This is a genomic window from Paraburkholderia fungorum, assembly GCF_003610895.1.
Classification (GTDB): Bacteria; Pseudomonadota; Gammaproteobacteria; order Burkholderiales; family Burkholderiaceae; genus Paraburkholderia; species Paraburkholderia fungorum_B.
In genome coordinates, this window is the sequence record NZ_MCAS01000041.1 from 47,398 (window position 1) to 62,154 (window position 14,757).

The 14,757-nt window shown below is 61.5% G+C and carries 9 protein-coding genes; 8 read left to right on the plus strand and 1 reads right to left on the minus strand.

Annotated elements, in window-relative coordinates:
• Positions 1 to 42 precede the first annotated feature (42 nt).
• From BCY88_RS30295 to BCY88_RS30335, 8 genes are all read left to right on the plus strand, one after another.
• A complete protein-coding gene (locus BCY88_RS30295) occupies positions 43 to 1,638 on the plus strand; it encodes a sugar ABC transporter ATP-binding protein (protein ID WP_120347838.1) in 1,596 nt (531 codons plus the stop codon).
• Positions 1,635 to 2,690 (plus strand): ABC transporter permease, encoded by a 1,056-nt coding sequence (locus BCY88_RS30300; protein ID WP_120347839.1) that lies wholly within the window; start codon positions 1,635 to 1,637, stop codon positions 2,688 to 2,690. Before BCY88_RS30295 ends, BCY88_RS30300 begins: the two co-directional genes overlap by 4 nt.
• 255 nt (positions 2,691 to 2,945) lie before the next feature.
• On the plus strand, positions 2,946 to 3,989 hold the full coding sequence (locus tag BCY88_RS30305) for a LacI family DNA-binding transcriptional regulator (protein ID WP_120347840.1): 1,044 nt from the start codon (positions 2,946 to 2,948) through the stop codon (positions 3,987 to 3,989).
• 540 nt (positions 3,990 to 4,529) lie between these two features.
• Positions 4,530 to 6,311, plus strand: coding sequence for a methyl-accepting chemotaxis protein (locus BCY88_RS30310; protein WP_120347841.1), 1,782 nt, complete (start codon positions 4,530 to 4,532; stop codon positions 6,309 to 6,311).
• 329 nt (positions 6,312 to 6,640) lie between these two features.
• Entirely contained in the window at positions 6,641 to 7,402 is a 762-nt protein-coding gene (locus BCY88_RS30315; protein WP_120347842.1) for a hydratase, read from the plus strand.
• An 837-nt stretch (positions 7,403 to 8,239) separates the two neighbouring features.
• The gene (locus BCY88_RS30325; RefSeq protein ID WP_120347844.1) at positions 8,240 to 10,162 is read left to right on the plus strand and encodes a PrkA family serine protein kinase; all 1,923 of its coding nucleotides are present in this window, start codon (positions 8,240 to 8,242) and stop codon (positions 10,160 to 10,162) included.
• Between the two features lie 188 nt (positions 10,163 to 10,350).
• Positions 10,351 to 11,622, plus strand: a complete 1,272-nt coding sequence (locus tag BCY88_RS30330) for a YeaH/YhbH family protein (protein WP_120347845.1) — start codon at positions 10,351 to 10,353, stop codon at positions 11,620 to 11,622.
• Positions 11,619 to 13,334 carry a SpoVR family protein gene (locus BCY88_RS30335; protein ID WP_183081488.1) on the plus strand — a complete coding sequence of 572 codons (1,716 nt, stop codon included), beginning with the start codon at positions 11,619 to 11,621 and terminating at the stop codon, positions 13,332 to 13,334. Before BCY88_RS30330 ends, BCY88_RS30335 begins: the two co-directional genes overlap by 4 nt.
• Before the next feature lie 226 nt (positions 13,335 to 13,560).
• Here BCY88_RS30335 and BCY88_RS30340 read toward each other — a convergent pair.
• Positions 13,561 to 14,696, minus strand: a protein-coding gene (locus BCY88_RS30340; RefSeq protein ID WP_259461555.1) for an IS3 family transposase whose coding sequence is annotated in 2 segments (ribosomal slippage) — positions 13,561 to 14,438 and positions 14,438 to 14,696 — 1,137 coding nt in all. Because the reading frame shifts where the segments join, the coding sequence is not laid out codon by codon here.
• Positions 14,697 to 14,757: the final 61 nt, after the last annotated feature.

Here is a 14,757-nt window from a genome sequence, read left to right on the forward strand (position 1 = left end):
ATCGCGTGAAGCCGCGCCGGGAGCTCCGGAACCAGGATTGCGATGGATTCAATCGATCACGATGCCTTGCCTGCGGTGCTGTCTGTGAGCGGCATCGGTAAGACCTATGCCGAACCGGTGCTCGCCGACGTGTCGCTGTCGCTGCGCGCCGGTGAGGTATTGGCGCTCACGGGCGAGAACGGCGCCGGCAAGAGTACGCTATCCAAAATAATCGGTGGCCTTGTCGAGCCGACCACCGGCACGATGCGCCTCGGCGGGGCGCCCTATGCGCCGGCGAGCCGCACCGCGGCCGAAGCGCTCGGCGTGCGCATGGTGATGCAGGAGTTGAACCTGCTGCCGACGCTGTCGGTGGCCGAAAACCTGTTTCTGAACCGTCTGCCGCAAGCAGGCGCGTTCCGCTTCGGCTGGATTGACCGCGCGAAGCTGCGCGAGGACGCGCGCGAGGCGATGGCGCAAGTCGGGCTTGACGCAATCGATCCGGATACGCTGGTCGGCGAACTCGGCATCGGGCATCAGCAGATGGTGGAGATCGCGCGCAATCTGATCGACGACTGCCGTGTGCTGATCCTCGACGAGCCGACCGCGATGCTGACCGCGCGCGAAGTCGACCTGCTGTTCGAGCAGATCGACCGGTTGAAGGCGCGCGGCGTGGCGCTGGTCTATATCTCGCACCGGCTCGAGGAGCTCGCGCGGGTGGCCGAACAGGTCGCGGTGCTGCGCGACGGCAAGCTCGTGCATGTCGACGCCATGGCGAATTTGACGAGCGATCAGATCGTCACATGGATGGTTGGCCGGGAACTGGGCGAGCGGATCGATCTGGGCGTGCGCAACATCGGCGCGCCGTTGTTGAAAGTGGCTGGACTCACACGCGGCAAAGTGGTGCGCGATGTGTCGTTCGAAGTCCGCGCCGGCGAGATTTTTGGCATCAGCGGGCTGATCGGCGCGGGCCGCACGGAGCTGATGCGGCTGATCTACGGCGCCGACCAGAAGGACGGCGGGACGGTGTCGCTGGCGAGCGCGCCGGGCGTGCCGCCCACGCCGGTGCAGATTGCTTCGCCCGTGGATGCCGTGCAGGCCGGCATCGCGCTGATTACGGAAGACCGCAAAGGCGAGGGCCTGTTGCTGCCGCAGCCGATCGCGGCCAACGTCTCGCTCGGCAATATCGGCAGCGTGGCGCGGCACGGCATTGTCGATGCAAAGCGCGAGAACGCGCTCGCGCAACGGCAGATCGACGCGATGCGGATTCGCAGTTCTGGGCCGGGGCAGATTGTCGGCGAGCTGTCGGGCGGCAACCAGCAGAAAGTCGTGATCGGCCGCTGGCTGGCGCGCGATTGCCGGGTGCTGCTGTTCGACGAACCGACGCGCGGCATCGACGTCGGCGCGAAGTTCGATATTTATGGCTTGATGGGGGCGCTGGCTCGTGAAGGGCGCGCGCTGGTCGTGGTGTCGAGCGACCTGCGCGAGCTGATGCTGATCTGCGACCGGATCGGCGTGATGTCCGCGGGAAGCATGACAGGGGTGTTCGAGCGCGACACATGGTCGCAGGACGCGTTGCTGGCCGCGGCTTTCGCTGGCTACCGCAGCCGCGAGGCGTTGCTGCATGCCCCCGGCACGCATGAAGCAGGGAGTCTGTCATGAGCGATCGACCGGCACATGAGGCATCGGGCGGCCCGACGGACGCGCCGCAGGCCGGGACGACCCGCCCGCCGCCCGCCGACCCGTCCGCGCCGCTGGTCAGTGGCAAGCCGGCAGGCACGCGGCTCGGCTTTTCGAACTACCTGGGGCTAGCCGGTGCGCTGCTGGCGATGATCGTGCTGTTCTCGCTGCTGAGTTCGCACTTTCTGACCTACGACACGTTCAGCACGATCGCCAATCAGATCCCTGATCTGGTGGTGATGTCGGTGGGCATGACCTTCGTGCTGATCATCGCCGGGATCGATCTGTCGGTGGGTTCGGTGCTGGCGCTGGGGGGCTCCGTGGTCAGCGTGGCGGCCTTGAAGTGGGGCTGGGGGCCGTTGCCGGCGGCATTGCTCGGGGTCGCCGCGGCGGCGCTGACCGGCGCTGTCACCGGCGCGGTGACCGTGGGTTGGCGGATTCCGTCCTTCATCGTGTCGCTCGGCGTGCTCGAAGCGGCGCGCGGCATGGCGTACCAGATGACCAATTCGCGCACCGCCTATATTGGCGACGCGTTCGATTTTCTGTCGAATCCGATCGCGCTGGGCATCTCGCCGGCATTCCTGATCGCGGTGGCGGTGATGGTGGTCGCGCAACTCGTGCTCACGCGCACGGTGTTCGGCCGTTATCTGGTCGGCATCGGCACCAACGAAGAAGCGGTGCGGCTCGCGGGCGTCAATCCGCGGCCTTACAAGGTCATTGTGTTCGCGTTGATGGGCGCCCTGGCCGGGCTGGCGGCGCTGTTCCAGATTTCGCGTCTGGAAGCGGCCGACCCGAACGCCGGCGTCGGCATGGAGCTGCAGGTGATCGCGGCGGTGGTGATCGGCGGCACGAGCCTGATGGGCGGGCGCGGTTCGGTGATCAGCACGTTTTTCGGCGTATTGATCATTTCGGTGCTGGCGGCAGGCCTCGCGCAGATCGGCGCGAACGAGCCGACCAAGCGGATGATCACCGGCGCGGTGATCGTGGTGGCGGTGGTGCTGGATACCTATCGCAGCCGCCGCAAGCGCGCGTGACGGTGGCGCCGTTGGCCGGTCCGTCAGCCGCTCCGTGGCGGATCTGGAGCAGTTGGAGCGGGAAGTGTTGGAAGTGTTGGAAGTGCTGGAAGTGCTGGAAGTGCTGGAAGTGCTGGAAGTGCTGGAAGTGCTGGAAGTGCTGGAAGAGCGGTAAAGCGTAAGCATTCATGGGTGTGGTCTGTCTTCGATGAAGACGTCCGGTGGGTCGCCAGATGGCGTGGCCGGCGGGAACAACAGGCAGGAGAACAACAGGTTATGGCGACGATCAAGGATGTAGCGGCCGTGGCAGGCGTGTCATTCACGACGGTATCGCACGTGGTGAACAACTCACGGCCGGTATCGGCCGACGTGCGCGCGAAGGTCGAACACGCGATCCGTCAGCTTCACTATGTACCGTCGGCGGTGGCCCGCTCGCTCAAGGCGCGGGCAACGGCAACGATCGGTCTGGTGGTGCCGAACAGTACGAACCCGTATTTCGCGGAGATGGCGCGCGGGATCGAGGATGGTTGCGCGCGCAACGGCTACTGCCTGTTCTTCTGCAATTCCGACGACGATCCGGCCAAGCAGCGTAACTATCTGCGCGTGCTGCAGGAAAAGCGTATCGACGGACTGATCGTTGCTTCCGCGGGCGACGACGCGGTGCTCGCGCAAACGCTCGCCGACGCGCGCGAGCCGCTGGTGGTGGTGGACCGCAATATCGAAGGCGTGAACGCCGATCTGGTGCAGATCGACCACGAAAAAGGCGGCTATCTTGCGACGCGTCATCTGCTCGAACTGGGGCACGTGCGGATCGGCTGTATCACCGGGCCCGTGAAGACGGCGGTGAGCGCCATGCGTCTGCACGGCTTTATCCGCGCCATGACGGAGCGCGGCATCGAGATCCCGGCGGGTGCGATTGTCGAAGGTGATTTTTCGGGGACGGGCGGCCATCGCGCGGCCGGACAGCTGTTCGATACCGTGAGGCCGTCGGCGATTTTCGCCGGCAACGACATGATGGGCATCGGCGCGCTGCGCGCCGCGGCAGAGCGCAATATCAGCGTGCCGCGCGACTGCTCGATCATCGGTTTCGACGATATCGAACTGGGACGATTCACCTATCCGTCGCTCTCGACGGTGGGTCAGTCGGTCCGCGCACTCGGTGATATGGCCGCGCAGACGCTGATCGAACGCATCGCGGGGACCTCGCGAGGCAACCCGCCACGCGCGCCGGGGCGTCGGCGTGTGGTGTCGCCGCGCCTGATCGTGCGCGAATCGACTGCGACATGGGCCGGTGTGGCGCGGCGCGATCTGGCGGCCTGAGATCCGGCGCCGCATGAGGTAGTCGTGGCCGGACGCGAGCTGAATGGCTTCGCGGACGGTCTTTCGTGTCGTTTTTTGCTTTGTCGGGCATGCGGGAGAATCGCTCAAAGCCCCGGGCGTGACCGCTTTGCGCCGGCTTCCTGAATATGCTGTCGCGCACCGCAAGCCAGGGGTTCCGTGTGAACCTCGTATGAACCGCGTACGAACCGCGGTTTAACCCTGCACGAACTTCATTCGAATCCGTCTGACCCGCCCACGTCCGGCTTTCCGGACTTCCGGAATTCACTTCCCCGAATGTTCAAAAACACTGCATGGAAACCGCGTGATCTGCGTGCGGACGCGGCTCGTCAGTATTTTGTAATTTCTTCCAATTGCTTACAACGTCTTTCTTCATACCATATAAATCCTTCAAGTATGCAGATGGAATGCCGTAAACCTGGGTATTAGAGCGCCGCACCAAATCAGCGCCATGTAGGCAGACGCGACACGCTACCCCGCGCTGCGCACGCAGCTTCTCTTTTGCTAAGTACAGGAACAAGCATGTTGAACAAGGGCATCACGATCAAGGCGCGGATTGGCCTCACGATGGCTTTTCTTGCCGCGCTGTTAGTCGCCACAGGCGTTTTCGGTCTGTTCGGTATGAGCCGTTCGAACGACGCTTACCAAGACACTTTCACCAACGCCATGCCGAGCGCGGTCGATATCGGCAACGCCGAACTGTATGCTGCGCGCGAGCGGCTGGCGCTCGACCGGGCGGCGTTCCTGATCGGCACGCCGGACGCCGCGTCGACGATCGAGCGCTCGCGTGAGATGCGCGCGAGCTCCGATCAATGGTGGAAAAAGTATATGGACCTGCCGCGCGACGCTGACGAAGACCGCCTCGCGCAGGACGTCATCGCCAAACGGGACGCATTGCATCAGCAACTGGACGCGTTTGCGGCAATCATCACGGCCAACGACCAGAGCAAGATTGTCGACGGTGCGAAGCGCTTGCAGGTGACATACAACGAGCTCTCCGGCGCGGACGACGCGTTGCGCAAGTTCCAGTTCACGTCGGCGAAGCAAGGTTACGATTCGGCGCAAAGCAATTTCGAAGTGTTCCGCATGGTGAGCGCCGCTGCGCTGCTGGTCGGCGTGATTGCCGCCGTGCTGTCTTACCTGACCCTCAGCCGCGCGATTGCCCGCCCGCTCGACGCAGCGCTCGGTCATTTCGACGCCATCGCCACAGGCGATCTGCGCCGCCCGGTCGTAGTCACCTCGCGCGACGAAATGGGGCGCCTGCTTGAAGGCATCGCCAAAATGCAGCACAACCTCACCGAAACGGTGCGCACGGTGCGCAGCGGCAGTGAGTCGATTGCGACCGCCACGCGCCAGATCGCGGCCGGCAATATCGACCTGTCCTCGCGCACGGAAGAGCAGGCCTCGGCGCTGCAGGAAACCGCGTCGAGCATGGAAGAGCTGACCGGCACCGTCAAGCAGAACGCCGACAACGCTCGCCAGGCAAGCTCGCTGGCGGCCAACGCGTCCGAGATCGCCAATAAGGGCAGCGCGGTGGTCGGCCAGGTGGTCGGCACGATGGGCGACATCAATCAGAGCTCGGCAAAGATTGCCGACATTATTTCGATCATCGAAGGGATTGCGTTCCAGACCAATATTCTGGCCCTGAATGCAGCCGTGGAAGCGGCGCGGGCCGGCGAAGAAGGGCGCGGCTTCGCGGTGGTGGCAGGCGAAGTGCGCAGTCTCGCGCAGCGTTCGTCGGCGGCGGCCAAGGAAATCAAGGAGCTGATCGACACCTCGGTGGAGCGCGTGCAGTCCGGCTCGGCGCTGGTCGACGAAGCGGGCCGCACCATGACCGAGATTATCGGCGCGGTGCAGCGCGTGACCGACATCATGGGTGAGATCGCGGCGGCTTCGGAAGAGCAAAGCAGCGGTATCGACCAGGTGGCGCGCGCGGTCACCCAGATGGATGAAGTGACCCAGCAGAACGCCGCGCTGGTCGAAGAAGCCGCCGCGGCCGCTTCTTCGCTCGAAGATCAGGCCGGCAAGCTGCGTACCGCGGTCGCAGTGTTCCAGCTCGAAGAAAGCGGCTACAAGGCGCCGGTGAGCGCGGCGCCGAAGCGCGTGGCCGCGCCGGTTCGCCCGGCCGCACGCAAGGTGTCGCACGCTGTGTCACATTCCGCCTCGCAAGTGGGTGCGCAGCCCGTCACAGCCGCGCGAGCATCCGCCGCGCCCGCGGCAACGCCGGCTGCCGCCGCGCCGGCGAGAACGCCTGCCAAGGCAGTGGCGAGCGCCGGCAGCGATCAGGACTGGGAAACTTTCTGATCGGTCATCGGCGTTGCAACATTCGTTCCCGATGAAACAATAGACGGAACCATGCCTGGGCGGATCAGCCACGCAGCATGACGATAAAGACCGCGATTGCGCACGCAACCGCGGTCTTTTTTCATGGTTTGCGGACTAAGTAACGGTCACAATCGTCGGCCGCGCCCTGGCAAGCGTCGCGATCCGGTACATTGACGGGCGCGACGACGGCTTCTATCGGCGACAGTGCCCTTTCAGGCCGTTCGCGCGCGGACCGTGAGCCCGCTATCCCGCTGTCGCAACCCGGCGCAGCGGCCCACTGCTCAACGCGCCAGCCATAAAGGACCGACATGACGCAATACGACCTCGCGCACCGCCTCGTCGAAGCACGCCGGCAGCATCGCCCGATCGATGCGCCTCCACCCGACAGCCTGCCGCCCGATGCGGCCACCGCCTACGCGATCCAGCAGGCTGTCATTGCCGGCCTCGGCGATTCGACGGGGGCGTGGAAGATCGGCGCCAGAGCGCCCGGCGGGGCCGCGGCGGGTGCGCCGATCCCGGCTTCGCTGGTGCTGCCGTCGCCCGCGCGGGTGATCCATACGGGCTTCTTCAGGGTGCTGGTGGAGCTGGAGATCGCTTTCCGCTTCGCCGAGGCCATTGAGCCGCGCGGCCGGGCCTATGCGCGCGACGAGGTGCTCTCGAAGGTCGGCGTCGTGCTGCCGACCATCGAGATCGTCGATAGCCGCTTTGCCGAGTGGCCCAACGTCGCGCCGCTCGCGCAGCTGGCCGACGCGCAGAACAACGGCGCGTTGATCACCGGGCATCCGGTTGCTTACGCGGGCCTCGCGCGTGGCTTCGACTTCGTGTCGCCCGAGCTGGAACTGACTTTCGACGGAAACTCGCTGGTGCCGGACGCCACCGGCAATCCGGCCGGCGATCCACGGGAACTGCTGGTGTGGTTCGTCAACCATTGCGCCGCCATGGGCATCACCATCGAGCCCGAGTGGACGCTGACCACCGGTTCGTACGTTGGTGCGCACAATGTGGGCAAACCGGGCATTGTGCGCGGCCACATCGACGGTCTTGGGGAAGTGGAGATCGAGCTGACCTGAGTACGGCGGGGGATACCCGTATGGGTCGGCTCGCAACCGGCGCGCCTGTCACGGCCGCGCCTGTAACGACTGATTGCCAGCATCGAACAAACGGCTGCCCGCGGGCAGCCGTTTTACATTTGTGGCATCTGCACTGAACGTTTTGCCGTATACACCTATGAAGCAAGCCATTGCGTGGCCGTGATCCAGTTATGCACGCGGCCAACCATGCCGCCAACGCGGTTAATAGGAGGACCACGACGAGAACGAGGCAGGAGCGGCAAGCGTACGTCATGCGCCATGGTGTGGAACAAAACTTCCAGTGCGTGGACGAACCGTTAGACGATGCGCCGATGAACAGTGCGGCTGGTCAGCATGGCGAACCAACATGTAACACAGTGTTGGTCGCTGTAGACCGAATGGCGCTGCCGTGCGTTATGAAAAAAAGTACCGGGGTACAGGAAATGGCATGACGTCCGCATTAGACACGACAAAGTGTGTGCATGCAGACAGGCTGTCCGGTACAGCAGTGAGATCGTTTGATGAACAGGACGATTCGTGCAATGGAGCACCGCGGGCTATGCTGAACAGCACGGCAAGCAGAAGGCGTTGGAGAGGCAGTAACGTGGGCCGGCAGTCGCTGCGTATCGTTGAGTAAGCAGTTGTGTGTGCGCGCAAGATTGTAGGTGAGCGAATGTGTGTTTCCAAGTGAGGATTGTAGGGAGGGCAACACGGCACGATTTTCATCACGTAGTCCGTGAAAAAAAATTTAAAAGGGTTTAGGATGAATTCGAGCGATGTCGTTTCCGAATAGCGCGCCGCGCACGACATCGGTCTAGACTTCGGCGAGGAGGTAGCATGGATATCTACAGCAGTTTCGCGACCCGCTTCGAGAAAACGCGAGAAGACGAACTCTCGCTCGAGGAGTATCTCGCGCTCTGCAAAGACAATCCCGCCGCGTACGCTACGGCTGGCGAACGCATGTTGACGGCAATCGGTGAACCAGAACAGATCGACACTCGCAACGATCCGCGCATGTCGCGTATCTTCGCGAACAAGGTCATCAAGGTATACCCCGCATTCCGTGAGTTCTACGGAATGGAAGAGGTGATCGAGCAGGTGGTCGCCTACTTCCGGCACTCGGCCCAGGGGCTTGAAGAACGGAAGCAGATTCTGTATCTGTTGGGACCGGTCGGCGGCGGCAAATCGTCGATCGCGGAGCGTTTGAAGCAACTCATGGAACGGGTGCCGTTCTACGCGATCAAGGGATCGCCCGTCAACGAGTCGCCACTGGGTCTGTTCGATTACGACGAGGACGGTCCGATCCTCGAAGAGCAATACGGTATTCCACGCCGCTACCTGAAAAACATTCTGAGTCCGTGGGCAGTGAAGCGCCTGCACGAATACAACGGCGACATCCGCAAGTTTCGCGTGGTGCGCCGCTACCCGTCGATCCTTCGTCAGATCGGTATCGCCAAGACCGAACCGGGTGACGAAAACAATCAGGATATTTCGTCGCTGGTCGGCAAGGTCGACATCCGCAAGCTCGAGCAGTATGCACAGGACGATGCGGACGCATACAGCTACTCCGGTGGCCTTTGCCTCGCGAATCAGGGCCTGCTCGAATTCGTCGAAATGTTCAAGGCGCCGATCAAGGTCCTGCACCCGTTGCTCACCGCCACTCAGGAAGGGAACTTCAAGGGCACGGAAGGCTTCGGCGCGATCCCGTTCGACGGCGTGATTCTGGCCCACTCGAACGAGTCCGAATGGAAGGCGTTCCGCAATAATCGCAACAACGAAGCACTGCTCGACCGGATCTTCGTCGTGAAGGTGCCGTACTGCCTGCGCTATGGCGAAGAGATCAAGATCTACGAGAAACTGCTGCGTAATTCGTCGCTGTCCAATGCGGTATGTGCGCCGGGTACGTTGAAGATGATGGCGCAGATGTCGGTGCTCACCCGCTTGCAGGAGCCGGAGAACTCCAGCCTGTTCTCGAAGATGCAGGTGTACGACGGCGAGAATCTCAAGGACACCGATCCGAAGGCCAAGTCGTATCAGGAGTATCGCGATTTTGCGGGCGTGGATGAAGGGATGACCGGCGTGTCGACCCGCTTCGCGTTCAAGATCCTGTCGCGCGTGTTCAACTTCGATTCGACGGAAGTCGCGGCGAACCCGGTGCATCTGATGTACGTGCTCGAACAACAGATCGAGCGCGAGCAGTTCCCACCGGAAACCGAGCAGAAGTACCTGTCGTTCATCAAGGACGTGCTCGCCTCGCGCTATGCCGAGTTCATCGGCAAGGAGATTCAGACCGCGTACCTGGAGTCGTATTCCGAGTATGGTCAGAATATTTTCGATCGCTATGTGACGTATGCGGATTTCTGGATTCAGGACCAGGAGTTCCGCGACCACGACACCGGCGAAAGCTTCGACCGCGCGGCGCTGAATGCCGAATTGGAGAAGATCGAGAAACCGGCGGGTATCAGCAACCCGAAGGACTTCCGCAACGAGATCGTCAACTTCGTGCTGCGTGCGCGTGCTGCGAATGCGGGGAAAAATCCTGCATGGATCAGCTACGAGAAACTGCGCGTCGTGATCGAAAAGAAGATGTTCTCGAACACGGAGGAACTGTTGCCGGTGATTTCGTTCAACGCCAAGGGCTCGGCGGAAGAGCAACGCAAGCACGAAGACTTCGTCAACCGGATGGTGACGAAGGGCTATACGCCAAAGCAGGTGCGCTTGCTGTGTGACTGGTATCTGCGCGTGCGCAAGTCGTCATGATACGCATTGCGTGCCGCCCGCGCGGCTCGGCTGCGCGGGCACCTTGCGAGGCGCAAGTTGCATGGACATAGCGTTGCGTTTGCGGATATGCCTGTGCAACGTACGTCTCGCGCACTCGAAATTAGTGCAGTTGCATGGGATCGGAGCAGGTGCTTCGCACACACTCCGATCGACGTGGGAGACCGGGCGTGCTTCATCAAATCATCGACCGCAGGTTAGCTGGTAAGAACAAGAGCATTGCGAATCGCGAGCGTTTTTTGCGTCGCGTCAAGAACTACATTCGTCGCGCCGTTTCGGAGGCGGTGCGCGACCGCAGCATCAAAGACATCCAGAACACCCAGAGCATCACCATTCCGCGCAAGGACATCGCGGAACCTTCGTTCCGGCACGGTCCTGGCGGCAAGCGGGAAATGGTGCATCCGGGCAACTCGGACTACATCCGCGGCGACAAGATCCAGCGCCCACAAGGGGGCGGTGGCGGAGGTGGGGGCAACCAGGCCAGCAACGAGGGCGAGGGTCAGGACGACTTTGTGTTCGAGCTGAGCCGCGAAGAATTCATGCAGTATTTCTTCGACGACCTCGAACTCCCGCGTCTCGTCAAAACCCATCTGATGGCCGTGCCTACGTGGAAGAGTATCCGCGCCGGCTGGGCTGCCGAAGGCACGCCGAACAATATCGACGTGGTCCGGTCCTTGCGCAGCGCGCTCGGCCGCCGCATTGCGCTTGGTGCGCCGCTCGTCAATCAGTTGCACGAGATGGAGCGGCAACTGGAGGTGATCAAGGCCGATCCGGACGACCGTCGCGAGGAAATCAAACTGCTCGAGGAGGAAATCCACCATTTGCGCGGGCGCATCTGGCGCATTCCGTTTATCGACCCGTTCGATCTGCGCTACGTGAACCGGGTGAAGCAGCCCACGCCGTCCAGCCAGGCGGTGATGTTCTGTCTGATGGATGTGTCCGGTTCCATGGACGAGCAGCGCAAGGATCTCGCCAAGCGCTTTTTCATCCTCCTGTATCTGTTCCTCAAGCGTAACTACGAAAAGATCGAGGTGGTGTTCATCCGCCACCATACGCGTGCCGAGGAAGTCGACGAAGACACCTTCTTTCATTCGACGGAAAGCGGCGGCACGGTGGTGTCGAGCGCGCTGGAACTGATGCGCAAGGTGATGGACGAGCGCTATTCGCCGACTGAATGGAACATTTATGGCGCTCAGGCTTCCGACGGCGACAATTGGACCGACGATTCGCCCAAGTGCCGCAAGATACTTTCAGATGACATCCTGGAGAAGGTGCGCTATTTTGCGTATATCCAGGTCACGCCGGAAGAGCAGAACCTGTGGCTCGAATACGCACAGCTCGCGCTGAGCCAGCCGCACATGGCGATGAAGAAGGTCGAGACCGCTGCGGATATTTATCCGGTGTTTCGGGAACTGTTTGAAAAGCAGGTGGCGTCTTCATGACAAAACACCTGCACAACGAAGCGCGCGGCTATCAGCCGGAGCGCGGGAAAGGCGTGCCGCAGCAGGGTCAAGCCGGGCATGCCGAGGCGAAGGCGGACGATACGGGAGCCGCCGCAGCCGGAGCAGCCGACACCGCTGCAGCACGGGGACACACCGGAACGCCCCCTGTGGGGCAAAGGGAAGTCCGTATGAACGTAGCAGATAGGCGGCCTTTGCCGTGCCCGTCCGACTGGACCTTCGAATTGATCGAAGAGTATGACACGCATATTGCCCGTGTTGCAGAGCAATATGAACTCGACGTGTATCCGATCCAGCTCGAACTCATCAGCGCCGAACAGATGATGGACGCTTACGCGTCCGTCGGCATGCCGGTGAACTACCGTCACTGGTCGTTCGGCAAACATTTTCTCTCCACCGAGAAGAGCTACCGCCGTGGGCAGATGGGGCTGGCGTACGAAATCGTCATCAATTCGAACCCTTGTATTGCGTACCTGATGGAAGAGAACACGATGACGATGCAGGCGCTCGTCATCGCGCACGCGGCCTATGGCCACAACTCGTTCTTCAAGGGCAACTATCTGTTCCGGCTGTGGACAGATGCGCATGCAATCATCGACTACCTCGTCTACGCGAAGAATTACATCGCGGAGTGCGAGGAGCGCTTTGGGCTCGACCGGGTGGAGGAACTGCTCGACTCGTGCCATGCGCTGATGAACTACGGCGTGGACCGTTACAAACGTCCGCAGAAACTGTCGCTGGAGAAGGAGTTTGCGGCGCGCCGCGAACGTGAGGCCTATCTGCAATCGCAGGTGAACGAACTGTGGCGCACGTTGCCGAGCCGGCACACGCCGTTGCCGGAGGAAATCGAGGAGCGTTACCCGCCGGAGCCACAAGAGAATCTGCTGTATTTCGCGGAGAAGAACGCACCGCTGCTTGAGCCGTGGGAGCGGGAAGTGATCCGTATCGTGCGCAAGGTCGGGCAGTATTTCTATCCGCAGCGGCAAACCCAGGTCATGAACGAAGGCTGGGCCACGTTCTGGCACTACACCTTGCTCAACACGATGTATGCGCAGGGCAAGCTGGAAGACGGCTTCATGATGGAGTTTCTCCATTCGCACAGCAATGTGGTCTACCAGCCGCCGGTCACGAAGCCTTACTACAGCGGCATCAACCCGTACGCGCTGGGTTTTTCGATGATGAGCGATATCCGCCGGATCTGCGAATCCCCGACGGAGGAAGACCGCAAGTGGTTCCCTGAGCTCGCGGGCAGCCCGTGGTTGCCGGCCATGCACTACGCGATGCGCAACTTCAAGGACGAGAGTTTTGTTGCGCAGTATCTGTCGCCGCATCTGATCCGCGAGATGCGTCTATTCTCCGTGCTCGATGACGACATGCGGGATGCGCTTGAAGTGTCCGCGATTCATGACGACAGCGGGTATCAATACGTGCGTCAGGCGTTGTCGCGGCAGTACGACATGCATCATCGGGAGCCGAACATTCAGGTGTGGGCGGTGAATACGCGCGGCGACCGGAGTTTGACGTTGCGGCATTTCATGAGCGATAACCGGCATCTGTCCAACGATAGTGATGAAGTGCTCAAGCACATGGCGCGGTTGTGGCAGTTTGATGTTTATCTGGAAAGCGTTGATGAGAATGGCACGGTGAGGAAGCGGTATGAATGTAAGTATGTGCCTCCGGCTGTGAGGGTTTGATTTTTGGGTTTTTTTGCCTGGGCGGCGGCTTGGTTGGGGTTTTATGGTTTTGGCCTTTCCTTGAATTGCTATTGGTCTATTAGTGTTGCCCCTGTGCGGGGCGGCACTTGGTTGTGGTTTTATGGTTTTGGCCTTTCCTTGAATTGCTATTGGTCTATTAGTGCTGCCCCTGTGCGGGGCGGCACTGTAGTGGTCAAGTAAACCTGGACACCCCGAAAGGTGAATTCTAAAAAAGTGCAGCTTCGCATCGTGCCGGTGGCAGACCGTCTGCCGCTGAATGGATGCGCCTGTAGTTATAAAAGTCGTCGATGTAGGCCCCGATGTCGCGTTCCGCATATGCGTGGTCGGGGTACCCTTTATCGTCGATCCATTCGCTTTTGAGACTTCTAAAGAAGCGCTCCACCGGCGCGTTATCCCAGCAGTTCCCCTTTCTGCTCATGCTCTGGATGATGCCGTTTGCCTTCAGCTCGTTCACGAAGTGCGCGCTGGTGTACTGGCATCCCTGATCCGAGTGGAACATCAGGCCCGGTGGCGGCCGTCGATGCTCGCGCGCCTGCTGCAAAGCCCTGATAACCAGTACCGTATCGGGCAGTTGCGCAAACGCCCAGCCGACGATACGGCGTGAATACAGATCCATCACGATGGCCAGATAGGACCAGCCCTGAAGCGTTCTCACGTACGTAATATCGCCCGCCCATACCTGATTGATCGACGACGGCTCGAACCGACGCTCAAGCAGGTTGGGAGCCACCAGCGCTTCACCGTCAGTCTTGCGATAACGGTGCGTTCGTCGTCGCGCCACCGCCAGTTGTGCCTCGCGCATCAGCGATCGGGCACGGTAACGCCCGATCGCGTGGCCTCGCTGCTGCAAGGCCTGAGCCATTCTGCGACTGCCATAGCTGGCGCGGCTTTCGCCGTGAATTTCGCGCACCGCCTTGAGCAGCGCGGGCGCAGCAGCAACTCTGGCGGGCCGTGTGGAAACGGCGTAATAGCTGCTTCGAGGCACCTTCAGCAGCTCGCACATCACGCTCACCGGCCAGGCCTTCTTCAGCGAATGGATCACTTCGATGAGCGATCCATTTCCTTGACGAAGAAGGCCGTGGACTTTTTTAGGATCTCGCGCTCCCTTTCGAGCTCGATCACCCGCGCCTCCAGTTCCCGGATGCGTCGCTGGTCGGCCTTGACCTGAATCTCAGTGCGCGGCGGCTCAGCCTGTTCGGCCCGCCACTGCGCAACCCATCGCCGCAAGGCCGTGTCTCCTACGCCCAGCGCCTCACAGGCCTTGGAGAATGAATAGCCCTGGGCAACCACCAGTTGCACCGCTTCAGCCTTGAATTCGTCAGTTATGTTCCGTCTGCTCATCTCTCACCTCAGTTGGAGAATTATCCCCTTTAGAGGTGTCCAGGACCATTGGACCACTACA

What these genes read in the sequence shown, in the direction of transcription:
- BCY88_RS30305 (WP_120347840.1), top strand. Translation starts at nt 2,946, where the DNA reads ATGGCGACGATCAAGGATGTAGCGGCCGTGGCAGGCGTGTCATTCACG.
- BCY88_RS30300 (WP_120347839.1), top strand. Translation starts at nt 1,635, where the DNA reads ATGAGCGATCGACCGGCACATGAGGCATCGGGCGGCCCGACGGACGCG.
- BCY88_RS30325 (WP_120347844.1), top strand. Translation starts at nt 8,240, where the DNA reads ATGGATATCTACAGCAGTTTCGCGACCCGCTTCGAGAAAACGCGAGAA.
- BCY88_RS30315 (WP_120347842.1), top strand. Translation starts at nt 6,641, where the DNA reads ATGACGCAATACGACCTCGCGCACCGCCTCGTCGAAGCACGCCGGCAG.
- BCY88_RS30335 (WP_183081488.1), top strand. Translation starts at nt 11,619, where the DNA reads ATGACAAAACACCTGCACAACGAAGCGCGCGGCTATCAGCCGGAGCGC.
- BCY88_RS30295 (WP_120347838.1), top strand. Translation starts at nt 43, where the DNA reads ATGGATTCAATCGATCACGATGCCTTGCCTGCGGTGCTGTCTGTGAGC.
- BCY88_RS30310 (WP_120347841.1), top strand. Translation starts at nt 4,530, where the DNA reads ATGTTGAACAAGGGCATCACGATCAAGGCGCGGATTGGCCTCACGATG.